Raw genomic sequence first — 26,060 nt, 5'->3', positions numbered from 1 at the left:
GAAGCACGCGACCGGCAAGGCTCCCGCCGAGAGCAACGGCGGAACCAGAAAGCCCAAGAAGGCACCGGCCGAGCGGGCCCCGGCCAAACGAGCGTCCGAAGGGCCGGCCGAGAGCCGGACAGCGACAAAGAAGGCCGAACCCGGGAAACACGCGGCCGGTAAGGCCACCGCTGAGAGCGCCGGCGGAGCGAGAAAGGCCGAGAAGGCCCAGAAGAGGGCGCCGGCCACCCGCGCGGCCGGTGGACCCCCCGCCGGGAGCGCCGAAAGAACGAGCGTGGCCCGGGAGAATCGAACGAGAAACGCCCAGACAGGAGCAGAGACGGTGGCAGCGAAGAAGACCCAGGCGGCACCCGGCGAGCTCCCGGTCAGGCCGGGGGAGGACCCGTGGACCGCGGCCGAGGTGGCCGAGGCCCGCAGCGGCCTCGAGGACGAGGCCGCGCGGCTGACCGCCGAGATCACCTCGTCCGAGCGCGCGCTCGCCGGGCTGATGCGCGACTCCGCGGACGGCGCGGGCGACGACGAGGCCGACACCGGCACGAAGAACATCACCCGCGAGCACGAGCTGGCGCTCGCAGGCAACGCCCGCGAGATGCTCGAACAGACCGAGCGCGCCCTGCACCGCCTCGACGCGGGCACCTACGGCCTGTGCGAGGTGTGCGGCAAGCCGATCGGCAAGGCCCGCATGCAGGCCTTCCCCCGCGCCACCCTGTGCGTCGAGGACAAGCAGAAGCAGGAGCGCAGGGGCTGAGGACCGCCGCCCGAGCCGCACCGTGTCGTACCCTCGTTCTCACACAAGGCACCAGCGGGCCCGAGAGGACCCGCTGGGTCGGCGGCCAGCTTGTCGAGGGACTCACGTGGCAGAGGCGGAGCGCATCATCGGTACGTCGGAGGCAGACGACGCCGCCGTCCCCGCCGAGCGGGGCCGGCGGCGGATCGCCGCCCTGTTCGCCGTGGCCGCCGTGGCCTACCTCCTCGACCTCGGCAGCAAGCTGCTCGTCGTGGCGAAGCTGGAGTTCCACGAGCCCGTACGGCTCCTCGGCAGCGCCCTCGAACTGCGCGTGATCAGGAACCCCGGCGCCGCCTTCGGCGTCGGCACGGCGTACACGGTCATCTTCACGATCATCGCGGCCGCGGTGATCGTGGTGATCGCCCGCCTCGCCAGGCGCCTCTACAGCCTGCCGTGGGCGCTGGCGCTCGGGCTGCTGCTCGGCGGCGCGCTCGGCAATCTCACCGACCGGATCTTCCGGGCGCCCGGCCTGTTCGAGGGCGCGGTGGTCGACTTCATCGCCCCCGCGCACTTCGCGGTCTTCAACCTGGCCGACTCGGCCATCACCTGCGGTGGCATCCTTGTGGTGCTGCTGTCGTTCCGCGGGCTCGACCCGGACGGGACGCTCCACCGGAACTGACGCGGCCCAGGACACCATCACCACGGGACGGCCATCATTCCGGACATCAGAACACTCCCTGTACCCGACGGCCTTGAGGGCGAGCGCGTCGACGCCGCCCTCGCGCGCGTGTTCGGGCTCAGTCGTACGAAGGCGGCGGAGCTGGCCGCCCAGGGCAAGGTGCAGGTCGACGGCGCCCTCGTGGGCAAGTCGGACCGGGTCACGGCGGGAGCCTGGCTCGAGGTCGAGATGCCGGGCGCGCCCGCGCCCGTGCAGCTCGTCGCCGAGCCCGTCGAGGGCATGGAGATCGTGCACGACGACGACGACATCGTCGTGATCGTCAAGCCGGTCGGCGTCGCCGCGCACCCGAGCCCCGGCTGGAGCGGTCCCACCGTCATCGGCGGGCTCGCCGCCGCCGGCTACCGCATCTCCACGTCGGGCGCCGCCGAGCGGCAGGGCATCGTGCACCGGCTCGACGTCGGCACGTCGGGGCTGATGGTCGTGGCGAAGTCGGAGCGCGCCTACACCCTGCTGAAGCGGCAGTTCAAGGAGCGCACGGTCGACAAGCGCTACCACGCGCTCGTACAGGGCCTGCCCGACCCGATGAGCGGCACGATCGACGCGCCCATCGGCCGCCACCCCACGGCGGACTACAAGTGGGCGATCACCGTGGACGGCAAGCCGTCGGTGACGCACTACGACCTCATGGAGGCGTTCCGCGCCGCTTCGCTGCTGACCATCAAGCTGGAGACCGGCCGCACGCACCAGATCCGCGTCCACATGTCGGCGCACCGCCACCCCTGCGTGGGCGACCTGACGTACGGCGCCGACCCGACGCTCGCCAAGCGGCTCGGCCTGACCAGGCAGTGGCTGCACGCCGTCAGCCTCGGCTTCGAGCACCCCGCGGACGGCGGCTGGGTCGAGTTCGCGAGCGACTACCCGGCGGACCTCCAGGGCGCGCTCGACACCGTGCGCGAGGAGAGCAACGCATGAGCGGCGCCGCCGCGCCGTGCACCGTGCGGCTCGCGCGGGACGCCGCCGACCTGGAGGCCTGCCTCGCCGTGCGCAAGGAGGTCTTCCGCCTGGAGCAGGGCATAGCGGAGGACATCGACCTCGACGGCAGGGACGGCGACGCGCTCCACGTGCTCGCCGTCGCCGACGACGGCACGCCGATCGGCACCGGGCGGCTGCTGCACGGGCCCGGCGCGGCCGACGTGACCGGTGGCGACCCGCGGGTGGGCGCCCTCGGCCGGCTCGCCGTCAGGTCCACGGCGCGCGGGCTCGGCATCGGCGCCGCCCTGGTCCGCGGCATCGAGGACGCGGCGCGCGCCGCCGGGCTCGGCGCCGTCGACCTGCACGCGCAGGCCCACGCGCTCGGCTTCTACGAGCGCCTCGGCTACGCCCCGTACGGCGAGGAGTTCCTCGACGCGGGCATCCCGCACCGGTCGATGCGCCGGGAGTTGTGAGGGCGGGGGCCGCGGCGGTGCCGCGCCCCCTGGCGGGGCGCGCCGCCGGTCGGCGGCCCCCGCGTGGCACGCTGGGGCGGCCTGGTCACAGGCGGCCATGATCACCTGTCGGAGGCGTATCCGTGGACCAGTTGGCGCTGCTTTTCGCGCTGTTGCTCGGCGCGGTGGTGACGGTTCCCCTGGGCGACCGGATCGGGCTTCCTTCGCCCGTCCTGATGACGCTGGTCGGGGTTGTGCTCGCGCTGCTGCCGTTCGTGCCGAACGTGCAGGTGCCGCCGCAGTACATCCTGCCGCTGCTGCTGCCGCCCCTGCTCTACGCGGCGGTGCAGCGCACCTCCTGGCGGCAGTTCGCCGCCAACAAGCGGCCGATCTTCCTGCTCGCCGTGGCGCTGGTGTTCCTCACCACAGCGGCTGTCGCCGCCGTCGCGGGCGCGATCGTGCCCGGCCTGCCCATCGCCGCCGCGGTCGCGCTCGGCGCGCTGGTCGCGCCGCCCGACCCGGTCGCGGCGACCGCCGTCGCCGGGTCGCTGGGGCTGCCCAGGCGGCTCGTCTCCATCCTGGAGGGCGAGGGCCTGTTCAACGACGTCACCGCGATCGTGATCTACCACGCGGCGATCGCCGCGGTGGTCAGCGGCAGCTTCTCCTGGCCGGCGGCCGCGGGCGAGCTGGTGCTCTCCGCGGTGGTCGCCGTCGCGGTCGGCCTCGCCCTGGGCTGGGTGTCCAACAAGCTGATGTCGCTGCTCGGCGACGCGACGCTCCAGGTCGGCATGACGCTGCTCGTGCCGTTCGTCGCGTACGTGCTCGCGGAGGAGCTGCACGGCTCTGGCGTGCTCGCGGTCCTCACGACGGCCCTGTTCCTCGCGGAGCACACCGCCGACGCCGACGACGTCATGGGCCGCCTCGCGGGGAACTCCTTCTGGGAGATCGTGGACACGCTGGTCACCGGGGTCGCGTTCGGCCTGATCGGGCTCGAACTGCACAACGCCTTCCACATGGGTCAGGGCCACGAGACCCAGCTGGTGGTGTGGGGCGCGGCGATCGTCGGCGTCGTGGTGGTCGTGCGGCTGCTGTACCTGCTGCCCGCCGCCTGGGCGGCGAAGAAGCTGCACCGGCTGCGCGACCTCGACGAGGAGATCCCGATGAGCTGGCGCGAGAGCGTTGTCATGTGGTGGTCGGGGATGCGGGGCGTGGCGTCCGTCGCGCTGGCCCTCGCCGTGCCGCTCACCACGGACGACGGGCGCCCGTTCCCCGGCCGCGACGAGATCGTCTTCATCGCCTTCGCGGTGATCATGGCGACCCTGGTGGTCCAGGGCCTCACCCTGCCCTGGCTGGTGCGGCGGCTCGGCGTCACCGCGGACGCGGACGCGGAACGCAAGCTCGAACACGACCTCGCGGTGCGGGCCGCGCGTGCGGCGCGCCACCGGCTCAAGGAGATCGAGAGCGTCGAGGACCTGCCGGACGAGATCAGCGAGCGGCTGACCCGTACGGCCTTCGACATCGGCGCGCGGATCAGCCCGTTCGTCGTCGACGACGAGCGCAGGGAGTGGTTCGCGCGCAGGATCGCGTACGTGCAGACGCTGCGGCGGGTCCAGCGGGACATGATGTCGGCCGCGCGCCACGAGGTGCTGTCGGCGCGCAGCGAGCCCGGCTCCGACCCGGAGGTCGTGGACCGGGTGCTGCGCCACCTCGACGTGCGCTCGATGCGCTGAGCCGCGGCGTGCCGCCTGTGCGCTGAGCCGCCGGTGCGGCGGGCGGGTCAGCCGCGGCCGGTGTCGGGCTGCGCGGTGCGGCGGCCGGTGGTGGACCGCAGCCGGGGCGTGGGCACGCCGTCCGCTTCGGGGAAGCGGGTCTCGTGCGGCGCGGGCGCGGACGCCGTGGCCACATGGGGCAGCGCGTACGGGTGGTGGTCGACCAGCCAGGCGATCAGCTGCTCGCGCACCGCGCACCGCACGGTCCAGATGTCGTCGGCGTCCTTCGCCGTCACGACGGCCCGCACCTCGATCGACGTCGGCGTGGTGTCCGTGACGGCGAGGCTCCAGCCGCGGCCGTCCCACGCGTCGGTGGCCCGGAGGATCTCCAGCATCTTCTGCCGCATGAGCTGCACCGGAGCCGTGTGGTCGAGCTGGAGGAAGACGGTGCCGGTCATCTGCGCGCCGCCGCGCGACCAGTTCTCGAACGGCTTGCTGGTGAAGTACGACACCGGCATGGTGATGCGGCGCTCGTCCCAGGTCCGCACCGCCAGATAGGTGAGTGTGACCTCCTCGATCACGCCCCACTCGCCGTCCACCACCACGGTGTCGCCGATCCGCACCATGTCGCCGAACGCGATCTGGAAGCCGGCGAACAGGTTGCCGAGCGTCGACTGCGCGGCCACACCGGCGACGATGCCGATGATGCCCGCGGACGCCAGCATCGACGTGCCGATCGCCCGCATGTCGGGAAAGGTCAGCAGCATCGCCGCGACCGCCACGACCACCACGACGGCCGTCACGATCCGCATGATCAGCAGAACCTGGGTGCGTACGCGGCGCACCCGCATCGGATCGCGGGTCGACGAGGCGTAGCGCGCGTACGAGGACTCCACGGCCGCGGACACGATCCGGATCAGCAGCCAGGCGCCCGCGGCGATCAGCACCAGGGAGAGCAACTGCCCGATGCGGTTCTCGTGGTGCACGATGAACGCCCAGCGGGTCTGGCGGTAGCTGCCGCGCAGCAGCGCGGCGAGCAGCACCACCTGGAGCGGGACGCGGCACCGGCGCAGCAGCCCCCACAGCGGGGTCTCGCGGTGCCGCTCGTCGAGCCGCCGCAGCACGACGTCCGCGCCCCAGCCCAGCAGCAGGGTCAGGGCGACCGAGCCGCCGAGCACGATCAGTGGTCGCAGTGCCTCGTTCATGATCCCCTCGTCGTCGGATGGCGTGCGGGTGCGGATGGGAGGATGGCCGGATGGAGATCATGCTGTTCCATTCGGCCCTCGGCCTGCGCCCGGCCGTCCACGAGGCGGCCGACCGGCTGCGCGCGGCCGGGCATTCCGTGCGCGTGCCCGACCTCTACGACGGGCAAACCGCCACGACCATGGACGAGGGGCTCGCGATCAAGGAGAAGACCGGCGCGGACGAGCTGCTGCGCCGCGCGGTGGCCGCCGCGGCGCCCCACTCCGACGGGGGCCTCGTCTACGCGGGCTTCTCGCTCGGCGGGGCGATCGCCCAGAACCTCGCGCTCGGTGACGAGCGGGCGCGCGGGCTGCTCCTGCTGCACGGCACGTCCGACATCGCGGACGGCGCGGCGGTGGACGACCTGCCGGTGCAGCTCCATGTGGCGGACCCCGACGTGTTCGAGCCGCACGACTGGCTGACGGCCTGGTACCTGCGGATGCGTTCCGCAGGCGCCGATGTGGAGGTCTTCCGCTACCCGGGCGTCGGCCACCTGTACACGGACTCCGGGTTCACCGACTACGACGAGGCGGCCACGGAGGAGACCTGGCAGCTGGCGACCGCCTTCCTCGCCGACATCGCCGGGGAGCGGCACTAGCTGTATTGGCTCGCGGGCTCCGGGGCGTCCGGCTCGTACGGGCCCGGCCTCCGGAGCCGCCCTGGGCGGGGAGAGGCGCGTCAGGCCGGGGGGTTCCAGTCCTCCGGGGGCTCGGGGTCGCGCGGTCCGAAGAAGGCCGTCAGGCCCAGGTGGACCAGCATCGCGGCCACCGGCCAGGCCAGCAGCGCGCCCTTCATGCCCAGTTCGAGGGGCGCGTCGAAGGTGTGGCCCCTGCCCGCCTGCTTGGCGTGCGCGACCACGTCGGTCGTCGGGCCGAGCAGCTGCCCGAACTTCCACGCGACCAGCGAAGCCGCGACGCCGCCCAGGGCGAGCCCGAACACCAGGGGCACCCCGCCGTGCCTGCGCCACAGGAACACCACGAGCGCGCTCACCACGCCGAACGCCAGCGCGAGCAGCACGAACGTGCCGTCACCGCCGATCGCCTCCTCGCCCTCCACGTCCTTGAGCAGGACGGCGGAGCTGTCCGAGGTCAGCGGCACCTTCGGCGCGAGCCACGCCCACAGCGCGCCCAGCACGAGCCCGCACGCGGCCGTGGCGACCAGCACCAGGGCGGCCTGCGCCAGCTCCGCTCTCGTACCGGGGCCACCGGGACGGTCGGGCGGCCAGGGGGCGCCGCCCTGCGCGGCCTCCGGCTGCTGCCAGGGGTCCGGGGACGGGCGGTGGGGAGGCGGCAACGGTGCGTTCACCGTGCCATCGTGCCAAACATGCCTGTGCGCCGCCGCGGCAGGGCGGGCGGCCGGGCGAGCCGGGTCAGCGGACGGCGGCCCTGCGGTACGCCCAGGTCGCCACGGCGAGCGACACCACGCCGACCGCGGCGCACACCGTCAGATCGAGCCCCACGGCCGACCAGTCGGGCCGCGCGTCGAACGTGCCGGCGAGCGCCTCCACCCCGTACGTGGAGGGCAGCAGGTCACGGGCCCAGCGGATCAGCTCGGGCAGCCGGTCGGCGGGCAGCACGCCGAGCAGCAGCGCCGCCGACATGCCGAGCTGCCCCAGCAGCGTCGCGACCTCCTGCCGCGGCGCCAGCAGCCCGAAGGCGGCGCCCAGGCCCGCGAGCGCGGCCCCCGCGAGCGGGATCACCGCGGCGAGCACCCACAGATGGCTCAGCGGCAGCTGGAACAGCGCGCTGCCGACGACCGCCGTCACGGCCGTGCCCGGCACGGTGAACGAGGCGTACGCGCCCGCGGCGCCCAGCACCACGGCGGCCGGCGGCACCGGCAGCGTCGCGTAGTGGTCGAGGCCGCCGCTCGCCCGCAGCTGGCCGAAGTACTGCGCCAGCAGGTTCAGCGCGACGAACGCCACCACCAGCACGCTCGACCCGGAGACCACGGCCCGCGCGCCCGGGCCGCCGTCCACCACGCCCCGCATCAGGACCATGATCCCGACGGACTGGAACGTCGCGACGAACAGCAGCGGGATCCGCGCCACCCGGGCACGCGACAGCTGCGCCCGGTACACCGCGGCCAGGGAGGGCAGCAGCCTGGCACGCGGTGCGAGCGGCGCGGGGTGCGCGCCCGCCGCCGCCTCGCGCGCGGGGCCCGGGCCCCGCAGGTCCCGTACGGCCCCCAGGGCGGTGCCCGCTTTTGCGGACTCCGTGGGCAGAACGCTCACACCGTGTCACCCCTCATGCCTTCACCAGCCCGTTCGTCCGGCCGCCGAGCGCCAGGTAGACGTCCTCCAGGCTCGGCGTCGCCAGTGTGAAGTCGTCGAGCGCCGCGAAGGCGGCGCCCCCGGTCACCGCGGCGACAGCGGCGCGCGCCTCGTCCGGCGCGAGCCGCAGCACCCAGCGGCGCCCCGACTCCTGCGCGAAGCCGCGCAGCGCCGCCACCTCGGGCACGTCGAGCGGCGCCCGTTCGCGCCACACGAGCTCCACCCGTACCTCGCCCGCGACCTGCTGCTTGAGGCCCGCGGGCGTGTCGCAGGCGATGACGCGGCCGCGTTCGAGCACCGCGACCCGGTCGAGCACGGTCTCCGCCTCGATCACGTTGTGCGTCACCAGCAGCACCGTCGTGCCGCGCTCGGCGCGCCGCCGGTCGACCGCGGCCCACACCGCGCGCCGTGCGACGGGGTCCATGCCGGTGGTCGGCTCGTCGAGCACCAGCAGCGGCCGCTCGCCGACCAGCACGGCGGCGAAGCAGGCGAGCCGCCGCTGGCCGCCCGAGAGCTTCTTCAGCGGCCTGCCCGCGAGCTCCCCGAGCCCCAGCTCGGCGATGACCGCGTCGCGCTCGGCGCGCGCCGCCCTCAGCGGCAGGCCGCGCAGCCTGCCCGTGGTCTCGGCCGCGAGCGACACCGTCAGCTCGTCGAGCGCGGTGGACTCCTGGCCGAGGTAGCCGATCAGCCGGGACGCACGCTCCGGGTGGCGCACCAGGTCGTGGCCGAGCACGTCTACCGTGCCGGCGTCGGGCCGCATCAGGCCGGTGAGCTGCCGTACGAGGGTGGACTTGCCCGCGCCGTTGGGACCGAGCAGCCCGAAGACCTCACCGCGCCGCACCCGCAGGCTGATCCCGTCGGTGGCGCGCACCTCCGGCGTGCCCGGAGCCCCACGGCGACCGCGCGCGGCGGGGTACGTCTTCACCAGACCGCGCACCTCGCACACCGTACTCACGAGGGACAACCCTACAGACCGGGTTCTGCGGGCCTTCAGCCTCTCCCCGCTGTCCGAGCTCCCAGTTCAAGCCCCCTCTCCCGCCGTGCGCGTGCGGGGACGGGGTTTCCGGGGGCGGTTTCAGGCGGGTGTCCCGGGGTCCTCGGGGGCGGTGTCCCGGCGGGGCGGCGCGGGCAGCTCGGTGGGCGGAGGCGGAGGCGGGGACGCCGCGCCGAGGAGGTGGGTCATGACGTCGTCGGCCACCGGGATGTCGAGCTGCTTCATGGCGGCGACCATCCTGGCCTTCTCCCTGAGGGAGGGATCGTCGAGCCGTTCGAGGAGCGCGGTCGCCCGGTCGAAGCGCTCGTCCTCGGCGATCCTGGCGTCGTTGGCCCTCGCCGCCTCCGCCACCTGCTGCTCCTTCTCGCGGGCCTTGCGGCTCATCAGCGTCCCCGCCACGCCGAACAGCGCGCCGACCGAGCCCTGCGTCGCGCGGGCCGCGAAGTCGCCGGGGTGCGCGACGCTGTAGATCGCGCTGCCGAGCGCCAGCGCCCCGCCGCACACGACCAGGGCGAGGCCCACCCAGAACAGCGCCGTGTAGTGCCGCAGGATCCGGTCCGCGTACGAGAAGTGCCAGGCGAGACGCCGGTCAGCCGGGGTCGGCTGCGGGGCGGCCGGCTGCTGGGCACCGGGTGCCGGCGGCTGCTGGGAGAGCTCCGGGTCCTGGACGTTGCCGCCGCCCGTGTGAATGACGGCGTTCGCGCCGCCGCTCACGTAGAAGTTCTGCTGCGCTGGGAACAGGTCGCCGTGCGACCGGTCTTCGACGGCGCTCCTCCGGGCTTCGAGAGCGGAGATCTCCCACGCGACCGCGTCCCGCTCCGCGGGGGTGAGGGAGTCGTCGTCGAGCCGTTCGTACCCGGTCCGCAGACGTGCGCGGATGTCCGCCGGCTCGTCCGGTGCGGGTGAGGGCTGCGCGGGGGGCTGCGCCCGGCCGGGGGCCGGCTCCTCCGCATCGGGTTGCATCATGACCGCCCCGTTCTCCACCGTCCGTCCGGCGGTGAGGAGCCCAGAGTAGCGCCGCCCGGGTGAGGGGGAGCCGGATGCGCGGGAACGGGCCGCGCGCGGCGGTCAGTTCTGTTCCGACGGGTGCCCTGCGGCCGTGGTGATGTCGATCTCGCGCCAGAAGCCCGCGCGGATCGCGTACCTGTCGTGCTCGTCGATCTGGTCGTCCTTGTGGGCGAGCAGGCCGAAGCGGGCCGCGTAGCGCAGGAGTTCGCCGTCGATGCGGTGGGGGATGCGCGGGTAGAGCGTGGCCAGCGTGGCGACATGGCCGTCCTCGGCCGGCAGCCGCTCCATCCAGCGGCGGGCGAAGACCTGCCCGACCTCGAAGGGGTCGCCGCTCACCGTGGTGATGTCCTCCTCGCGGTCGGCCCAGCGCTGCTCGGCGCTGGTGAGCTGCGCCAGGGTGGGCAGCGACGCCGTCTCCGGGGGCTCGCCCGCGGCGCCTGAGCCCGGGCGCACCACCCAGCCCCTGTCGGAGGACCAGCGCAGCGTCGCGCCCACCGGCTGCTGGGGAGCCGGCTGGCCGAGCGGGCCGCGCAGGTCGGCCAGGTCCTTCGGGGTAGGCACGCCCGGTTTGCCCGCGGGCCGGCTCTCCTCGGACCCGTCGGGCTCGGCCTCGGGGCGTGGCGCCGTTCCGTTGCGGGGCGTCTCCCGCTGCCCGCCGCGGTGCCCGGAGCCGTCCGGCACGGACTCGGGCAGCGGCGCGGCGAGGATCGCGGCGATGTCGGGGCGGGTGGCCGGGGCGGGCGGGCAGACGCCGAGGTCCTTCGCGCGCACGGCGCGGGTGATCCAGTCGCGGTCGAGCACCCGGCGCTCGTCGGCCTCAGCGACGAGATCCTCCGACTGGTTGTAGTCGCCGTCGGCCGCCTGGACGGCCCACAGGTGCACGGCGACCCCGTGCTCCTTCGCCGACATCAGCCCGGGCAGCAGGTCGCCGTCGCCGGTGACCAGCACGATGTCGGAGCAGGCGCGGTTCCTGGCCAGCTCGGTCAGCTCCGCGTGCATCGCGGCGTCCACGCCCTTCTGCGCCCACCGCCCGTCGCTGCGGGTCAGGGCGCCGAGCCTGACCGTCACCCGGGGCATCACGCGGAGCCTGCGGTGCTCCGGCTGGGGGACGCGGTCGGGCGCCCCGTCGAACCAGTAGATGCGGAGCAGCGGCTGCTGCGTCTCCTGTTCCGCACGTTCGCGAAGGCCCCTGATCAGGGCGGAGTGGTCGACGGTGATGCGGGAGCGTGCGGGTTCTCCGGCGAGGAGACTCGCGGCGGCGCCCAGCAGATAGCCGGCGTCCACCAGGACGACGCAGCGGTCCACGTGTTCCACCTTCTTTCGGGAACCTCGGGATCGGGGCCACGGGTTCTCTCGGGAACCTCGGATCGGGAGGGGCAGGGGTTCGGTTCGAGTCTGCCCGACGAAGGGTGCCTTAAGGTTCCGAACTGGATCTTCGGCGTGGCGTACCGCCCGCAACCCCCTGTGACAAGGCATCACTACGCACGGCAATGATCCAAAATGCGGCTTTTTTCCGGTCATGTGAGTCTGACAACGGCCCTGGCACCGAGACCCTCCAGGAGGCACACCATGGCCAAGAACCGCAACCGCGACCGAAGTAGGCCGCAGGCCACCGAGCACGCGGCGGCCACCGCGAAGACGCCGGTCGCCGAGAAGATGACGGAGGCGGAGCAGGCCAGGTTCACGGCCCCCGACACCGCGCCGCACGGCAAGCGGCAGAAGCGCTTCGGCCACAACTGACGCGCCGCGCCCACCCGGAGAGCGCCGCGCGCGGCGCGGGCCGTACCGGGAGTGCGCGAGGGGCGCGCCCGCACCGTGCGGGCGCGCCCCTCGGCGCGTGCGAGCAGCCTGCTCAGCCTGCCAGGCAGGACGGGCCGAGCAGCACCTTCAGGTCGCCGAACAGCGCGGGGTCGGGCTGCACCCGGTGCCGGTCGAGCCGGAGCACGGTGGTCTTGCGGGCGCCCTGGAGCTTGATCCGCACCTCCGAGTTGCCCCGGTGGCTGCCGAGGATCTCGCCGAGCCTGCTCACCATCGGCGGGGTGACGCGCACCGTGGGGATCGTGATCGTCACCGGTGCGTTGGTGCCCGCGTTCGACAGGTCGGGGACCTGCATCTCCATGGCGACCAGGCGCGGCACGTCCTCGCGCTTGTCGAGGCGGCCCTTGACGAAGACCACGGTGTCCTCCACCAGCTGCGTCGACACCAGCTGGTACGTCGCCGGGAAGAACATGCACTCGATCGAGCCCGCCAGGTCCTCGACGGTGGCGATCGCCCAGGCGTTGCCCTGCTTGGTCATCTTGCGCTGGAGGCCCGAGATGATGCCGCCGACGGTGACGACGGCGCCGTCCCCGAAGTCGCCGCCGGTGAGCTGGCCGATGCCGGCGTCCGCCTTGTCCGACAGGACGTGCTCAAGGCCGAACAGCGGATGGTCGGAGACGTACAGGCCGAGCATCTCCCGCTCCTGCGCGAGCAGGTACGACTTGTCCCACTCGACGTCCGAGAACTCGACGTCGAGTCCGAAGCCGGGCTCGTCGGACTGCTCGTCGCCCATGCCGCCGAACAGGTCGAACTGACCCTCGGCCTCCTTGCGCTTGACCTGCACCACGTTGTCGATCATCGGCTCGTGGTGCGCGACGAGACCCTTGCGGGTGTGGCCCATCTCGTCGAAAGCGCCCGCCTTGATCAGCGACTCGACCGTGCGCTTGTTGCACACCACGGCCTCGACCTTGTCGAGGAAGTCGGGGAACGAGGCGTACTTCCCCTTCGCCTTGCGGCAGCGGATGATCGAATCCACCACGTTCTGGCCGACGTTGCGCACGGCCGTCAGGCCGAACAGGATCACGTCGTCACCCTGGGCGGCGAAGTTCGGCTGCGACTCGTTGACGTTCGGCGGGAGCACCTTGATGCCCATGCGGCGGCACTCGTTGAGGTAGACGGCCGACTTGTCCTTGTCGTCCTTCACCGACGTCAGCAGCGCCGCCATGTACTCGGCCGGGTAGTTCGCCTTGAGATACGCCGTCCAGTACGTGACCAGGCCGTACGCGGACGAGTGCGCCTTGTTGAAGGCGTAGCCCGCGAACGGGACCAGCACGTCCCACAGCGCCTGGATCGCCTCGTCCGAATAGCCGTTCTTGCGCGCGCCCGCCTGGAAGAGGACGAAGTTCTTCGCGAGCTCGTCGGCCTTCTTCTTGCCCATCACGCGGCGCAGGATGTCGGCCTCGCCGAGCGAGTAGCCCGCGACGATCTGCGCGGCCTTCTGCACCTGCTCCTGGTAGACGATCAGGCCGTGCGTGAGGCCGAGGACCTCCCGCAGCGGCTCCTCCAGCTCGGGGTGGATCGGCGTGATCTCCTGCTGGCCGTTCTTGCGGAGCGCGTAGTTCGTGTGCGAGTTCATGCCCATCGGGCCCGGGCGGTACAGGGCCGAGACGGCGGAGATGTCCTCGAAGTTGTCGGGCTTCATCAGCCGCAGCAGGGACCGCATCGGCCCGCCGTCGAACTGGAAGACGCCCAGCGTGTCGCCCCTGCACAGCAGCTCGTACGTCTTCGGGTCGTCCAGCGGGATGGCGAGGAGGTCGAGCTCCCTGCCCTTGTTGGACTTCACCATCTTGACGGCGTCGTCCATGATCGTGAGGTTGCGCAGGCCGAGGAAGTCCATCTTCAGCAGGCCGAGCGACTCGCAGCTCGGGTAGTCCCACTGCGTGATGGTCACGTTATCCGTGTGGCGCACCCAGACCGGGACGTGGTCCGTGATCGTCTCGCTGGACATGATCACGCCGGCCGCGTGCACGCCCATCTGCCGCACCAGGCCCTCGACGCCCTTCGCGGTGTCGATGACCTTCTTGACGTCCGCCTCGTTCTCGTACATCCCGCGGATCTCGCCCGCCTCGCCGTAGCGCGGGTGCTTCGGGTCGGTGATGCCGTTGAGCTCGATGCCCTTGCCGAGGACGTCGGCCGGCATGGCCTTGGTGAGCCGGTCGCCCATCGCGTACGGGTAGCCCAGCACGCGCGCCGAGTCCTTGATGGCGTTCTTCGCCTTGATCTTGCCGTACGTGCCGATCATGGCGACCTTGTCGGCGCCGTACTTCTGCGTCACGTACCTGATGACCTCGACGCGCCTGCGCTCGTCGAAGTCGATGTCGACGTCGGGCATGGAGATGCGCTCGGGGTTGAGGAACCGCTCGAAGATCAGCCCGTGCTCGATCGGGTCGAGGTCGGTGATGCCCATCGCGTACGACACGATCGAGCCGGCCGCGGAACCCCGGCCGGGGCCCACCGCGATGCCGTTGTTCTTGGCCCACATGATGAAGTCGGCGACCACGAGGAAGTACCCGGGGAACCCCATCTGGATGATGATGTCCATCTCGTACTCGACCTGCTTCTGCCGGTCGTCGGGGACTCCTCCCGGATACCGGCGGGCCATGCCGCGCTTCACCTCCTCCTGGAACCAGGTGACCTCGGTGAAGCCCTCGGGCACGTCGAACTTCGGCATCAGGTCGCGCTTCTCGAACATGCCGGTCGTGTCGATCTGCTCGGCGACCAGGAGGGTGTTGGCGCACCCCTGCTGCCAGGCGTCCGAGGAGTCGATCGCGTACATCTCGTCGGTCGACTTGAGGTAGTAGCCGGTGCCGTCGAAGCGGAAGCGGTCGGGGTCGGAGAGGTTCTTGCCGGTCTGGATGCACAGCAGCGCGTCGTGCGCGGTCGCCTCGTGCGCGTACGTGTAGTGCGAGTCGTTGGTCACCAGCGGCGGGATGCCGAGCTTCTTGCCGATCTCCAGCAGCCCGTCGCGCACCCGGTGCTCGATGTCGATGCCGTGGTCCATCAGCTCCAGGAAGTACCGGTCCTTGCCGAAGATGTCCTGGTACTCCGAGGCCGCCTTGAGCGCCTCGTCGTACTGGCCGAGGCGCAGCCTGGTCTGGAGCTCGCCCGAGGGGCAGCCGGTGGAGGCGATGAGCCCCTCCGACCACTTGGCGATGGTCTCCTTGTCCATGCGGGGCCACTTCTGCAGCCAGCCCTCCGCGTACGCGTCGGACGACAGCCGGAAGAGGTTGTGCAATCCCGTCGCGTTCGCCGCCCAGATCGTCTTGTGCGTATAGCCGCCGGAGCCCGAGACGTCGTCGCGCTTCTGGTGCGGCTGGCCCCACTGGATCTTGCGCTTGTGCTTGCGGGAGGCGGGCGCCACATACGCCTCGATGCCGATGATCGGCGTGACCTCGGCCTTCTTCGCCTGGTGGAAGAAGTCGTACGCACCGTGGAGATTGCCGTGGTCCGTCATCGCGATGTGCGACATGCCCATGTCCTTGGCGGCGGTGAACATGTCCGACAGCCGCGCGGCACCGTCCAGCAGGGAGTACTGGGTGTGCACGTGCAGATGCGTGAACGGCGGCTTGGTCACGGTGGGGCCTCCAGCAGCGGGCGCGGATCACGGTGGATCTCGGCGGATCCCGGCACAGCGGACTCCGCCGACGCCGTGGAGTCTACGACCCGGCACCGACAGCCGACCGCCCGCGCGCCGCATCCCGCGCCCCCGGCGCGAGCCCTCGGGGGACGGCGGGCGGCCGGGCGCCGGGCGTGGCGGCCCACGGCGCCGCGGCCCCTCGTCCGTGCGGGCGCGTACGAGTGCGGCCGGACAGCCGGGCGTTGCGGCCCGCGGTCCGTGCGGGCCCTGCCGCCCTGCGGGGCCCCGCGGCTCCGCGGTCCGTGCGGGGCAGGGCCCGGCGTCCGGGCGGGCTGCGTGCGTGCCGGCGGCTACGGGTGCGGCCGGGCGCCCGTATCGGTTCGGAAACCTTTAGATCCTCCTGACGGGCTCCCATGGCACACTCGGGACCGATGGACATATCCGCGACGCAGCTGCGAGCCGCGCGGGCAGCACTCTTCACGGCGCTCGTCGTGACGCTGTCCGCAGGCTCCCACGTGCTGCTGTCGCGCTCGGCGCTGCCGCTGTCCGTGCTCGCCGCGCTGACCTGCGCGGTCTTCTGCGCGGCCTACGCCCTCGCGGGCCGCGAGCGCGGGTACGGGGGCATCGCCGCCCTGCTCGTCCCGCTCGAACTGGCGGCCGACACCGTCTTCACCACGGGCCAGCAGGTCTGCTACGGCCCGGTCGGCGGTCCCGTCACCGGCTCCCTGCGTTCGGTGGGCTTCGACGTCCTGTGCGGGCACCCCGTGGGCGCCCACCTCCCGGGCGTCGCCGCGGTCGGCGGGCCCCAGTCGCCCGCCGCCGCGCTCCTCGCCTCGTCGGACCGCCCGTGGCTGCCCTGGCTGCTGCTCGCCGTCCACGTGGCGACCGGTCTGCTCGCCGCGGCCTGGCTGCGGCGCGGCGAGCGCGCGGTCTTTGGGCTCGTCCTGACCGTCGCGGCCTTCGCCTTCCGGCCGCTGCTGCTGGCCGTCCGCGCGGCCACCGGGGCGGCGCACGCCGCCCCGAGGGTCCCGCACCGCAGGGCGGCCCGCCCGCCGCGGCCCGGAGCCGGCCGCCTCCTGACCCACTCCGTCGGACGGAGGGGACCGCCCGTGACCGTGCTCGGCATCGCCTGAGCACGGGCCCGGCCCGTTTCCCCACCCTTGTCTTCCGTCTCTTCCCGTCCGCAATGCCCCTCCCCACCCGTCGAGCGACGGGTGCCCTCACACGGAGTGAAACCCCCATGAGCGCACGCAACAACGCCGCCAACAAGGCCGCCGCACGGGAGCGCCTGCGCGCCGAGCGCGAGAAGCAGGCCAAGCGCGACAAGATCCGCAAGCAGTCCATCGTGGCGGGCTCCGGCGTCGTCGTCCTCGCGATAGCCGCGGGCGTCGTCCTGCTGGTGCACAACTCGAACAAGCCCTCCGCCTGGGAGGCCGCGGCGAAGACCACCAAGGTCGTCGCCCCCAAGAACACCTCGGGCACCGACGGCACCACCGTCGTCATCGGCAAGTCCACCGCCAAGAAGACCCTGGTCGAGGCCGAGGACCCGCGCTGCCCGATCTGCATGCAGGCCGAGAACGCCTTCGGCACGACGATCCACAAGGACGTCGACGCGGGCAAGTACAAGCTCCAGTACGTGGGCGCCGACTTCATCGACGACCACGACAACGGCCAGGGCTCGAAGAACGGCCTCTCGGCCCTGGGCGCGGCGCTCAACGTCAGCCCCGACGCCTTCCTCCAGTACAAGGCCGCCATGTACTCGTCCACGTTCCACCCGGACGAGAACGACGACAAGTTCAAGTCGGACGACTACCTCATCAAGATCGCCGACACCGTCCCCGCGCTCAAGGGCAACGCCGCCTTCCAGAAGGACGTCAAGGACGGCACGTTCGACGCCTGGGCGCTGAAGATGGCGGCCAAGTTCAACAAGGACGGCTACACCGCCACGCCGACCTTCAAGGTCGACGGCAAGGCCCTCACGGTCTCCGGCAGCCAGAACCCGCCGCTCACCCAGGACCAGTTCGACTCGGTCGTCGCGCCCGCGCTGAAGTAGCCGGGCAGCGGCGGTACGGGCCGGGCCCCAGGACCGGGGTGCGGGCCAGGACCCCAGGGGTGCGGGCCTGGCCCGCACCCCCGCGCCGCTCCTACGGCCGCGCCACCGGCGCGACCACCGCGGACGTGAGCTCCGCGAGCACCCCGGGCGCGAGCTCCGCCTCAAGGCCCCTGCGGCCCGCCGACACGTAGACCGTCGGATGCGCGCGCGCCGACGCGTCGAGCACCGTCGGCAGGGCGCGCCGCTGCCCCAGCGGCGAGATGCCGCCCCTGACATAGCCGGTGGCGCGCTCGGCCGCCGCCGGGTCCGCCATCGCCCCGCGCTTGCCGCCGACCGCCGACGCAAGCGCCTTCAGGTCGAGCTGCCCCGTCACCGGGACCACCGCGACCGTCAGCGCGCCGTCGACCTCGGCCACCAGCGTCTTGAACACCCGCTCCGGCGGCACGCCCAGGGCCTCGGCCGCCTCCTCGCCGTAGCTCGGGGCCGCCGGGTCGTGCTCGTACGCGTGCAGGGTGTACGCGGCGCCCGCGGACGCCAGCGCGGTCGTGGCGGGGGTGCCGCCTCCGCCGCCCCTCCTCTGCTTCTTCGCCATCCGGCCGGTCAGTTCAGGTGCGTCGGGTTGGTCGTCAGGTCCGTCGCAGGCAGCGAGGGCAGCTTCCTGATGACGGCGGTCTCGGCGCGCAGCAGCTTGAGCTCCTGGCGGAGCCTTGACGCCGTGTCCGTCGCCTCAAGGAGCTGCTGCTTGGCCGGCACGTCCAGCATCGCGGCCGCGGCGACCAGGTACGACACCACCGGCGGCTCGCCCGGCAGCTCGCCGTCGTCCGGCAGGCTGCGCTCGCTGGCGCCCGCCAGGCGCTGCTGATAGGTGCGGAAGGCCCGCAGGACGCCCTCGGCCAGCGCGTCCGCGCCCTCGCCCGCCTCCTCGGGGATCTCCTCGACCGCGGCCGTCAGATAGGGCCCCGAGGAATCCACCGACAGCAGCCGTACGCGGGTGGTGCCGGTCGCCACCACCTCGAAGCTGCCGTCGGGCCGCTCTCTGATGGTGGCCGCGTCCGCCACGCAGCCCACGGTGTGGAACGAGTCGAGCGGCGCGTCGCCGAAGCCGGCCGAAGGGCCGCGCTCCGGCACGGACGTCGGGTCCGGCATGCCGGGGGAGGTCACAGCGACCTCGTGCCCGTCGCGGATCGCGACGACGACGAAGCGCCGCGCCTCGGGGTCGTCGGACTTGAGGAGCTCCCGCATCATCGCGCGATAGCGCTCCTCGAAGACGTTCAGCGGCAGGACGAGGCCGGGGAACAGCACCGCGTTGAGCGGGAACAGGGGGAGGGTCGCCGTGGTCACGACCGTCAAGCCTAGTGGGCGAAGCGCCCTCACCGACCAGGTCTGTGGCACAAAGGCATTCCGGAGGCCACCTGGAGGCGCACCTCGTCCCTCGTTTCGAGGAACTCCCGCAGCGGGTCCTCGCTGAGGCGGGTCCAGGGGAAGGACGTCGCGTACGGGCCGATCATCCGGAACTGGTCGAGCGCCTCGGCCCACCGCCCGCGCCGCACGAGGACGTACGCCAGCAGGTTGCGCGCCTCGGCGGGCCACGGGTCGCCGGCGCGGTAGCGGCCCGACAGGTCGATCGCCAGGTCGGCCGCCCGGTCGATCCGGTCGGCCTGCACCGGCGAGGGCGCGCAGTCGAGCAGCTGCTGGAAGGCGGCGCGCGCGGGCAGCGTCCGCACCAGCGAGGCGGGCAGCGCGCGGCGTGCCGCGCCCTCCGCGAAGTCCAGGCACTCGCGGTGCGAGCCGTACCACTGCGCGGACAGGAAGAGCAGCGCAGAGACATGGCAGCCGTAGTGGTGCGCGCTGCGCCGCACCACTTGCGCCCAGAGCTCCTCGAAGTGGCTGTGCGGGGCGTGCGTGCCGCGCGCGTGGTCCAGCGCGATGCGCCAGGGCACGGGGTCGCGCGGGTCGCCGTCCGCCGCCGCGTCGATCAGCGGGCCCGCGTCCCGCAGCAGCTCGGCGCGCGCGGGCGACTCCCAGGCCCTGCGCACGGCCAGCTCCGCGCCGACGACCAGCGCGTCCGGGTCCCCCGGCGCGGCGCGCAGCCAGTCGGTGAGCCACCCGTCGCGCCGGCTCGCGAAGACCGCGAGCTTCATCACATAGCGGTCACGGCTCTCCCACTCGCCGCCCTCGCGGGTGGTCGCGAGCAGCTTGGCCGCGTCCTCGTACTCGCCGAGCGCCGCGGACAGCAGCGCGGGCGCGAGCGGCCCCTCCGGGGCGTCGAGGAGGACCGCGTCGTCCGGCGGCAGCCCCGCCGCGAGCCGCGGTGTGTGCCTGACCATACGCGCGGTGCTGATCAGAGCGCGAAGCAAAGACATGGTGCGGACCATTCAAAACCGCAGGTCGCGGACGCGCCAGTGGGGATATGTGAAGCTTTCGTTCACGGCGGGAGGGTTGTGCCCTCCGGCGTCAAGAGGCGGTAAAGAAAGAGTGACCGCTGGTGACTGTGGGTGATGTGACGGGTGGCCGGGGGTGGGGTCGGGCCCCTGGCCCCACCCGCCCCGCCACCGCGCGCACGCCCCATATCACCCATTGATACGGGCGGCCGACGGCCCGCCGGGGTCTGCGAGAATTGGTCCCGTGATCTCACGAATCGACCTGCGCGGCGACGCCCTCCCCGAGGGTGGCGCCCTGCGTGCCCTGCTGCCCCGTGCCGAGTTCGACGTGGAAGCCGCCCTGGAGAAGGTGCGGCCCATCTGCGAGGACGTACGCCATCGCGGCGCGGAGGCGGTCCTTTCGTGGGGCGAGAAGTTCGGCGACGGCCGCCCCGCTTCCCTGCGCGTGCCCGCCGAGGCCCTGGGCCGCGCGCTCGACGCGCTCGACCCCGCGGTGCGGGCCGCCCTCGAGGAGTCCGTCCGCAGGGCCCGCCTCGTCCACCGCGACCAGCGGCGCACCGACACCACCACGCAGGTCGTGCCGGGCGGCACCGTCACCGAGCGCTGGGTGCCCGTCGAGCGGGTCGGCCTCTACGTCCCGGGCGGCCTCTCGGTCTACCCGTCCTCCGTGGTGATGAACGTCGTGCCCGCCCAGGAGGCGGGCGTCGACGGCATCGCCGTGGCCTCGCCCGCCCAGGCGGCCTTCGGCGGTCTGCCGCACCCCACCATCCTGGCCGCCTGCGCCCTGCTCGGCGTCGACGAGGTGTACGCGGCGGGCGGCGCCCAGGCGGTCGCCATGTTCGCGTACGGCGTCCCGGGCCCCGCCGGCTGCCGCCCGGTCGACCTGGTCACGGGCCCGGGCAACATCTACGTCGCGGCGGCCAAGCGCCTCCTCAAGGGCGTCGTCGGCATCGACGCAGAGGCGGGCCCCACCGAGATCGCCGTGCTCGCCGACGCGACCGCCGACCCGGTGCACGTCGCGGCCGACCTGATCAGCCAGGCCGAGCACGACCCGATGGCCGCGGCCGTCCTGGTCACGGACTCCGCCGTGCTCGCCGACGCCGTCGAGGCCGAGCTCGTGCCGCAGGTCGCCGCGGCCCGGCACGCCGAGGCCAGGATCAGGCCCGCGCTCGCCGGCCGGCAGTCCGCGCTCGTCCTCGTCGACTCGCTCGACGACGGGCTGCGCGTGGTCGACGCGTACGCGGCCGAGCACCTGGAGATCCAGACCGCGGACGCCGCCGCGGTCGCCGCCCGGGTGCGCAACGCGGGCGCGGTCTTCGTCGGCCCCTACGCGCCGGTCTCGCTCGGCGACTACGCGGCCGGCTCCAACCACGTCCTGCCGACCGGCGGCTGCGCCTGCCACTCCTCGGGCCTGTCCGTCCAGTCGTTCCTGCGCGGCATCCACGTCGTGGACTACACGCGCGACGCGCTCGCCGAGGTCACCCACCACGTGGTGGCGCTCGCCGACGCGGAGGACCTGCCCGCGCACGGCGCGGCGCTCAAGGCGAGGTTCGGGTGGAAGGTGCCCCAGAAGTGACCCGTACGACCCCGGAAGCCCGGCAGCCGCGCCCCACCGGTGCCACCGGCAGCAGCAGCGCCGTCAGCATGGACGACCTGCCCCTGCGCGACGAGCTGCGCGGCCAGTCCCCGTACGGCGCGCCGCACCCCGACGTGCCCGTCCAGCTCAACGTCAACGAGAACCCGTACCCGCTGCCCGAGGCGCTGGTCGACCGGATCACCGAGCGGGTACGCGCGGTCGCCCGCGGCCTCAACCGCTACCCCGACCGCGACGCGCTCGAACTGCGCGGCGCGCTCGCCGCCTACCTCACCCGCACCGGCGGCCACCCCCTGACCGCCGCGCACGTCTGGGCGGCCAACGGGTCCAACGAGATCCTCCAGCAGCTCCTCCAGGCCTTCGGCGGCCCCGGCCGCACCGCGCTCGGCTTCGAGCCCTCGTACTCGATGCACAGCCTCATCGCGCGCGGCACCACCACCGGCTGGCTCTCCGGGCCGCGCCACGAGGACTTCACCATCGACGTCGGGGCGGCCACCGCCGCGATCGCGGAGCACCGCCCGCACGTCGTGTTCGTCACCACGCCCAACAACCCCACGGGCACCGCGGTGGACGCCGCCACCGTCCTCGCGCTGTACGAGGCGGCGCAGCGCGCCAGGCCCTCGCTGTTCGTCGTGGACGAGGCGTACGCGGAGTTCAGCCACCACCCCTCGCTGCTGCCGCTGCTCGAAGGCCGGCCGAACCTCGTCGTCTCGCGCACCATGTCGAAGGCGTTCGGCGCCGCCGGGCTCAGGCTCGGCTACCTCGCCGCCGACCCCGCCGTGGTCGACGCCGTGCAGCTGGTGCGCCTTCCGTACCACCTCTCCGCCGTCACCCAGGCCACCGCGCTCGCCGCCCTGGAGCACACCGATACCCTGCTCGGGTACGTCGAGCAGCTGAAGACCGAGCGGGACCGGCTGGTCGAGGAACTGAGGGCACTCGGGTTCGAGGTCACGGACTCCGACGCGAACTTCGTGCAGTTCGGCCTCTTCGAGGACGCGCAGGCCGCGTGGCAGCACATCCTCGACCGCGGAGTGATCGTCCGGAACAACGGCGTGCCGGGCAGGCTCCGCGTCACCGCGGGCACCCCCGCCGAGAACGACGCGTTCCTCGACGCGGTGCGCGATCTCAAGAAGGAGCAGAGCGGATGAGTCGCATCGGCCGAGTCGAGCGCAGTACCAAGGAGACCTCCGTCGTCGTCGAGATCGACCTCGACGGCACCGGGCGCGTCGAGGTCGCGACGGGCGTCGGGTTCTTCGACCACATGCTGGACCAGCTCGGCAGGCACGGCCTGTTCGACCTGACGGTCAAGACCGAGGGCGACCTGCACATCGACTCGCACCACACCATCGAGGACACGGCGCTCGCGCTCGGCGCCGCGTTCCGCCAGGCCCTCGGCGACAAGGTCGGCGTCTACCGCTTCGGCAACTGCACCGTCCCGCTCGACGAGTCCCTCGCCCAGGTCACCGTGGACCTCTCGGGCCGCCCCTACCTGGTGCACACCGAGCCCGAGTCGATGGCGCCGATGATCGGCTCGTACGACACGACGATGACCCGGCACATCCTGGAGTCCTTCGTCGCCCAGGCCCAGGTCGCCCTGCACGTCCACGTGCCGTACGGGCGCAACGCGCACCACATCGTGGAGTGCCAGTTCAAGGCGCTCGCCAGGGCCCTGCGGTACGCCTCGGAGCGCGACCCGCGCGCGGTCGGCATCCTTCCCTCCACGAAGGGCGCCCTCTGACATGACCGGGCTCAACACCGTCCTGATCCTCGTGGGCCTCTTCCTCGCGGGCGGCGTCTACTCCTTCATCAAGCAGAAGCTCCCCGTCGGCGTGATCGTGCTGCTCGCGCTCTCCTCGGTGTTCTGCCTGGCCGCCGGGATACTGCGCATCCAGGGGCTGTGGACATGACGGGCGCCCTCGCGGCCGGAGGCACGGCATGAGCAAGAAGGTCGTGATCTTCGACTACGGCTTCGGCAACGTGCGCTCCGCCGAGCGCGCCGTCGCACGGGCCGGCGCCGACGTCGAGATCACCCGCGACTACGACCGCGCCATGAACGCAGAAGGGCTGCTGGTGCCCGGCGTCGGCGCCTTCTCCGCCTGCATGGCGGGCCTGACCGCGGCCCGCGGCCACTGGATCGTCGGCCGCAGGCTGGCAGGCGGCCGCCCCGTGCTCGGCATCTGCGTCGGCATGCAGGTCCTCTTCGAGCGCGGCATCGAGCACGGCGTCGAGGCCGAGGGGCTCGACGAGTGGCCCGGCACCGTCGGGCCGCTCAAGGCCGACGTGGTCCCGCACATGGGCTGGAACACCGTGCGGGCCCCCGCCGACAGCGAGCTGTTCGCCGGGCTCGACGCCGACGCGCGCTTCTACTTCGTCCACTCCTACGCCGTGCACGACTGGACGCTCCAGACCACCAACCCCCGCATCAGGCCCCCCAGGGTCACCTGGGCCACCCACGGCGAGCCGTTCGTCGCCGCCGTGGAGAACGGCGCCCTGTGGGCCACCCAGTTCCACCCCGAGAAGTCCGGCGACGCCGGAGCCCAGCTGCTGACCAACTGGATCGGAACCCTGTGATGCCGTCCACTTCCACGCTCGAACTCCTCCCCGCCGTCGACGTGCGCGACGGCCAGGCCGTACGCCTCGTGCACGGCGAGTCGGGCACCGAGACCTCGTACGGATCCCCCCTCCAGGCCGCTCTCGCCTGGCAGTCGGCGGGCGCCGAGTGGCTGCACCTGGTCGACCTGGACGCCGCGTTCGGCACCGGCGACAACCGGGCCCTGCTCGCCGAGGTCACCGCCACCGTGGACATCAAGGTCGAGCTCTCGGGCGGCATCCGCGACGACGACACCCTCGCCGCGGCGCTCGCCACCGGCTGCACCCGCGTCAACCTCGGCACCGCCGCGCTGGAGAACCCCGCGTGGGTGGCCCGTGTCATCGCCGCCCACGGCGACCGCGTCGCCGTCGGCCTCGACGTGCGCGGCACCACCCTGCGCGGCCGCGGCTGGACCCGCGACGGCGGCGACCTCTACGAGACGCTCGCCCGGCTCGACTCCGAGGGCTGCGCGCGCTACGTCGTCACCGACATCGCCAAGGACGGCACCCTCAAGGGCCCCAACCTGGACCTCCTGCGCGGCGTCTGCAAGGCCACCGACCGGCCCGTGGTCGCGTCCGGCGGCGTCTCGAGCCTCGACGACCTGCGCGCGCTCGGCTCGCTCGTCCCCGAGGGAGTCGAGGGCGCCATCATCGGGAAGGCGCTCTACGCGAAGGCGTTCACACTGGAGGAGGCGCTCGCGGTGGTGGCCAAGTGACCCGGATCGAGGAGACACCCGCAGGGGTGCGCAGGCTCGCGACGGACGGCCCCTGGGAGGAGGCGTACGGCTACTCCCGCGCCGTCCGCCTGCCGAACGGCCTGGTGCTCGTCTCCGGCTGCACGTCCGTCGTGGACGGCAGGATCGCCGACGGCAGCCCGTACGAGCAGGCGAAGACGGCCTTCGGCGTCGCGATCAGCGCCCTGCGCGAACTCGGCCTCGACACGGTCGACGTCGTCCGCACCCGGATGTACATCTCCCACAGCAGGGACGCGGACGACGTCGGGCGCGCCCACCGCGAGCTGTTCCACGCGGTGCGCCCTGCCGCCTCCGTGCTCGCCGTCGCCGGGTTCGTCGACCCGAGCCTCGCCGTCGAGGTGGAGGTCGAGGCGTTCCGCGCGCCGGACGGCGGAGCGGCCGCGTGAGCGTCGCCGTACGCGTGATCCCCTGCCTCGACGTCGACGCCGGCCGGGTCGTCAAGGGCGTCAACTTCCGCAACCTTCGCGACGCCGGCGACCCCGTCGAGATGGCGAAGCTCTACGACGCCGAGGGCGCGGACGAACTCACGTTCCTCGACATCACCGCGTCGTCGGGCGACCGCGAGACCACGTACGACGTGGTGCGGCGCACCGCCGAGCAGGTCTTCATCCCGCTCACCGTCGGCGGCGGCGTGCGCACCGCCGACGACGTGGACCGGCTGCTGCGCGCGGGCGCGGACAAGGTCGGCGTGAACACGGCGGCCATCGCGCGGCCCGAGCTGATCAGGGAGATCGCGCAGCGGTTCGGCCGCCAGGTGCTCGTGCTCTCCGTCGACGCGCGCCGCACGCCCGCAGGCACCTTCGAGGTCACCACGCACGGCGGGCGCCGCGGCACCGGCATCGACGCCGTCGAGTGGGCCGAGCGCGCCGCAGGGCTCGGAGCGGGCGAGATCCTGCTCAACTCCATGGACGCCGACGGCACCAAGGACGGCTACGACACGGAGATGATCGCCGCGGTGCGCGCGCGGGTCACCGTGCCCGTCGTCGCCTCGGGCGGCGCGGGCCGGCTCGGCGACTTCGCCCCCGCCGTCGCCGCGGGCGCCGACGCGGTGCTCGCCGCCTCGGTCTTCCACTTCGGCGACCTGCGCGTCGGCGAGGTCAAGTCGGCCCTGCGCGAGGCCGGACACCCGGTGCGCTGACCGGCGCGGCGGGGCGGACCGTGAGCCGCATCCGCACCTCCGTCACCGCGCAGTTGCGCAGCCCCGGCAGGACGCGCCGGTACTCGTCGAGCGGGATGCCGAC

At 72.9% G+C, this 26,060-nt stretch carries 27 protein-coding genes; 17 read left to right on the top strand and 10 right to left on the bottom strand.

Annotated features, from left to right (window positions below; translation table 11 throughout):
- Positions 1-322 precede the first annotated feature (322 nt).
- The 5 genes from AB0910_RS27200 (at position 323) to AB0910_RS27180 (ending at position 4,560) form a co-directional block, all read left to right on the top strand.
- A complete protein-coding gene (locus AB0910_RS27200) occupies positions 323-748 on the top strand; it encodes a TraR/DksA C4-type zinc finger protein (protein WP_366747295.1) in 426 nt (141 codons plus the stop codon).
- Between the two features lie 106 nt (positions 749-854).
- Positions 855-1,406 carry a signal peptidase II gene (gene lspA, locus AB0910_RS27195; RefSeq protein WP_366747294.1) on the top strand — a complete coding sequence of 184 codons (552 nt, stop codon included), beginning with the start codon at positions 855-857 and terminating at the stop codon, positions 1,404-1,406.
- A gap of 33 nt (positions 1,407-1,439) precedes the next feature.
- Positions 1,440-2,378: an RluA family pseudouridine synthase gene (locus AB0910_RS27190; RefSeq protein ID WP_366747331.1), complete on the top strand. Its 939-nt coding sequence runs from the start codon at positions 1,440-1,442 to the stop codon at positions 2,376-2,378.
- Positions 2,375-2,851: a GNAT family N-acetyltransferase gene (locus AB0910_RS27185; RefSeq protein WP_366747293.1), complete on the top strand. Its 477-nt coding sequence runs from the start codon at positions 2,375-2,377 to the stop codon at positions 2,849-2,851. The genes AB0910_RS27190 and AB0910_RS27185 overlap by 4 nt, the downstream gene beginning before the upstream one ends.
- A gap of 122 nt (positions 2,852-2,973) precedes the next feature.
- Positions 2,974-4,560 (top strand): Na+/H+ antiporter, encoded by a 1,587-nt coding sequence (locus AB0910_RS27180; RefSeq protein WP_366747292.1) that lies wholly within the window; start codon positions 2,974-2,976, stop codon positions 4,558-4,560.
- 47 nt (positions 4,561-4,607) lie between these two features.
- Here the strand turns inward: AB0910_RS27180 and AB0910_RS27175 are convergent, their stop codons facing one another.
- Complete coding sequence (locus AB0910_RS27175; RefSeq protein WP_366747291.1) at positions 4,608-5,744, bottom strand: mechanosensitive ion channel domain-containing protein; 1,137 nt, start codon at positions 5,742-5,744, stop codon at positions 4,608-4,610.
- A 50-nt stretch (positions 5,745-5,794) separates the two neighbouring features.
- Here AB0910_RS27175 and AB0910_RS27170 point away from each other — a divergent pair, with 50 nt between their 5' ends.
- The gene (locus AB0910_RS27170) at positions 5,795-6,379 is read left to right on the top strand and encodes a dienelactone hydrolase family protein (protein ID WP_366747290.1); all 585 of its coding nucleotides are present in this window, start codon (positions 5,795-5,797) and stop codon (positions 6,377-6,379) included.
- Between the two features lie 80 nt (positions 6,380-6,459).
- Here the strand turns inward: AB0910_RS27170 and AB0910_RS27165 are convergent, their stop codons facing one another.
- From AB0910_RS27165 to AB0910_RS27145, 5 genes are all read right to left on the bottom strand, one after another.
- Positions 6,460-7,086, bottom strand: a complete 627-nt coding sequence (locus AB0910_RS27165; protein ID WP_366747289.1) for a DUF2567 domain-containing protein — start codon at positions 7,084-7,086, stop codon at positions 6,460-6,462.
- Positions 7,087-7,150: 64 nt separating this feature from the next.
- Positions 7,151-7,951, bottom strand: a complete 801-nt coding sequence (locus AB0910_RS27160; RefSeq protein WP_366747330.1) for an ABC transporter permease — start codon at positions 7,949-7,951, stop codon at positions 7,151-7,153.
- Between the two features lie 73 nt (positions 7,952-8,024).
- The gene (locus AB0910_RS27155) at positions 8,025-8,996 is read right to left on the bottom strand and encodes an ABC transporter ATP-binding protein (protein WP_366747329.1); all 972 of its coding nucleotides are present in this window, start codon (positions 8,994-8,996) and stop codon (positions 8,025-8,027) included.
- A 129-nt stretch (positions 8,997-9,125) separates the two neighbouring features.
- A complete protein-coding gene (locus AB0910_RS27150; RefSeq protein WP_366747288.1) occupies positions 9,126-10,010 on the bottom strand; it encodes a hypothetical protein in 885 nt (294 codons plus the stop codon).
- A 102-nt stretch (positions 10,011-10,112) separates the two neighbouring features.
- Positions 10,113-11,366, bottom strand: coding sequence for an NYN domain-containing protein (locus AB0910_RS27145; RefSeq protein WP_366747287.1), 1,254 nt, complete (start codon positions 11,364-11,366; stop codon positions 10,113-10,115).
- Positions 11,367-11,621: 255 nt separating this feature from the next.
- Between AB0910_RS27145 and AB0910_RS27140 the strand changes: the two genes are divergently transcribed.
- The gene (locus AB0910_RS27140; RefSeq protein WP_366747286.1) at positions 11,622-11,792 is read left to right on the top strand and encodes a hypothetical protein; all 171 of its coding nucleotides are present in this window, start codon (positions 11,622-11,624) and stop codon (positions 11,790-11,792) included.
- Between the two features lie 112 nt (positions 11,793-11,904).
- Here the strand turns inward: AB0910_RS27140 and dnaE are convergent, their stop codons facing one another.
- Positions 11,905-15,444, bottom strand: coding sequence for a DNA polymerase III subunit alpha (dnaE, locus tag AB0910_RS27135; RefSeq protein ID WP_366747285.1), 3,540 nt, complete (start codon positions 15,442-15,444; stop codon positions 11,905-11,907).
- A gap of 434 nt (positions 15,445-15,878) precedes the next feature.
- Between dnaE and AB0910_RS27130 the strand changes: the two genes are divergently transcribed.
- Together AB0910_RS27130 and AB0910_RS27125 are read left to right on the top strand one after the other, a co-directional pair.
- Complete coding sequence (locus tag AB0910_RS27130; protein WP_366747284.1) at positions 15,879-16,580, top strand: hypothetical protein; 702 nt, start codon at positions 15,879-15,881, stop codon at positions 16,578-16,580.
- Positions 16,581-16,687: 107 nt separating this feature from the next.
- The gene (locus tag AB0910_RS27125; RefSeq protein WP_366747283.1) at positions 16,688-17,500 is read left to right on the top strand and encodes a thioredoxin domain-containing protein; all 813 of its coding nucleotides are present in this window, start codon (positions 16,688-16,690) and stop codon (positions 17,498-17,500) included.
- A 91-nt stretch (positions 17,501-17,591) separates the two neighbouring features.
- On the opposite strand, the gene ybaK is transcribed toward AB0910_RS27125, so the two are convergent.
- Genes ybaK through AB0910_RS27110 form a run of 3 tightly spaced genes read right to left on the bottom strand, consistent with a single transcriptional unit; the run spans position 17,592 to position 19,875 of the window.
- Positions 17,592-18,092, bottom strand: a complete 501-nt coding sequence (gene ybaK, locus AB0910_RS27120) for a Cys-tRNA(Pro) deacylase (protein ID WP_366747282.1) — start codon at positions 18,090-18,092, stop codon at positions 17,592-17,594.
- An 8-nt stretch (positions 18,093-18,100) separates the two neighbouring features.
- Positions 18,101-18,841: an LON peptidase substrate-binding domain-containing protein gene (locus AB0910_RS27115; protein ID WP_366747281.1), complete on the bottom strand. Its 741-nt coding sequence runs from the start codon at positions 18,839-18,841 to the stop codon at positions 18,101-18,103.
- 29 nt (positions 18,842-18,870) lie between these two features.
- Positions 18,871-19,875 carry a hypothetical protein gene (locus AB0910_RS27110; protein WP_366747280.1) on the bottom strand — a complete coding sequence of 335 codons (1,005 nt, stop codon included), beginning with the start codon at positions 19,873-19,875 and terminating at the stop codon, positions 18,871-18,873.
- A gap of 250 nt (positions 19,876-20,125) precedes the next feature.
- On the opposite strand from AB0910_RS27110, the gene hisD reads away from it, so the two are divergent.
- The 8 genes from hisD to hisF are packed head-to-tail and all read left to right on the top strand — an operon-like array spanning position 20,126 to position 25,957.
- Positions 20,126-21,457 carry a histidinol dehydrogenase gene (hisD, locus tag AB0910_RS27105; RefSeq protein WP_366747279.1) on the top strand — a complete coding sequence of 444 codons (1,332 nt, stop codon included), beginning with the start codon at positions 20,126-20,128 and terminating at the stop codon, positions 21,455-21,457.
- On the top strand, positions 21,454-22,623 hold the full coding sequence (locus tag AB0910_RS27100; protein WP_366747278.1) for a histidinol-phosphate transaminase: 1,170 nt from the start codon (positions 21,454-21,456) through the stop codon (positions 22,621-22,623). Before hisD ends, AB0910_RS27100 begins: the two co-directional genes overlap by 4 nt.
- A complete protein-coding gene (gene hisB / locus AB0910_RS27095) occupies positions 22,620-23,213 on the top strand; it encodes an imidazoleglycerol-phosphate dehydratase HisB (RefSeq protein WP_366747277.1) in 594 nt (197 codons plus the stop codon). Before AB0910_RS27100 ends, hisB begins: the two co-directional genes overlap by 4 nt.
- A gap of 1 nt (position 23,214) precedes the next feature.
- Positions 23,215-23,382, top strand: coding sequence for a hypothetical protein (locus tag AB0910_RS27090; RefSeq protein WP_366747276.1), 168 nt, complete (start codon positions 23,215-23,217; stop codon positions 23,380-23,382).
- A gap of 28 nt (positions 23,383-23,410) precedes the next feature.
- Positions 23,411-24,046, top strand: coding sequence for an imidazole glycerol phosphate synthase subunit HisH (hisH, locus tag AB0910_RS27085; RefSeq protein WP_366747275.1), 636 nt, complete (start codon positions 23,411-23,413; stop codon positions 24,044-24,046).
- A complete protein-coding gene (gene priA / locus AB0910_RS27080; RefSeq protein ID WP_366747274.1) occupies positions 24,046-24,780 on the top strand; it encodes a bifunctional 1-(5-phosphoribosyl)-5-((5-phosphoribosylamino)methylideneamino)imidazole-4-carboxamide isomerase/phosphoribosylanthranilate isomerase PriA in 735 nt (244 codons plus the stop codon). Before hisH ends, priA begins: the two co-directional genes overlap by 1 nt.
- Positions 24,777-25,205 carry a Rid family hydrolase gene (locus AB0910_RS27075; RefSeq protein ID WP_366747273.1) on the top strand — a complete coding sequence of 143 codons (429 nt, stop codon included), beginning with the start codon at positions 24,777-24,779 and terminating at the stop codon, positions 25,203-25,205. The genes priA and AB0910_RS27075 overlap by 4 nt, the downstream gene beginning before the upstream one ends.
- On the top strand, positions 25,202-25,957 hold the full coding sequence (gene hisF / locus AB0910_RS27070; protein WP_366747272.1) for an imidazole glycerol phosphate synthase subunit HisF: 756 nt from the start codon (positions 25,202-25,204) through the stop codon (positions 25,955-25,957). The genes AB0910_RS27075 and hisF overlap by 4 nt, the downstream gene beginning before the upstream one ends.
- Positions 25,958-26,060 lie beyond the last annotated feature (103 nt).

It is taken from the genome of Streptomyces sp. NPDC047002, assembly GCF_040704505.1.
Taxonomy (GTDB): Bacteria; Actinomycetota; Actinomycetes; order Streptomycetales; family Streptomycetaceae; genus Streptomyces.
The sequence above is the reverse complement of the archived record's forward strand: the minus strand, read 5'-3'. Positions and strand labels throughout refer to the sequence as shown.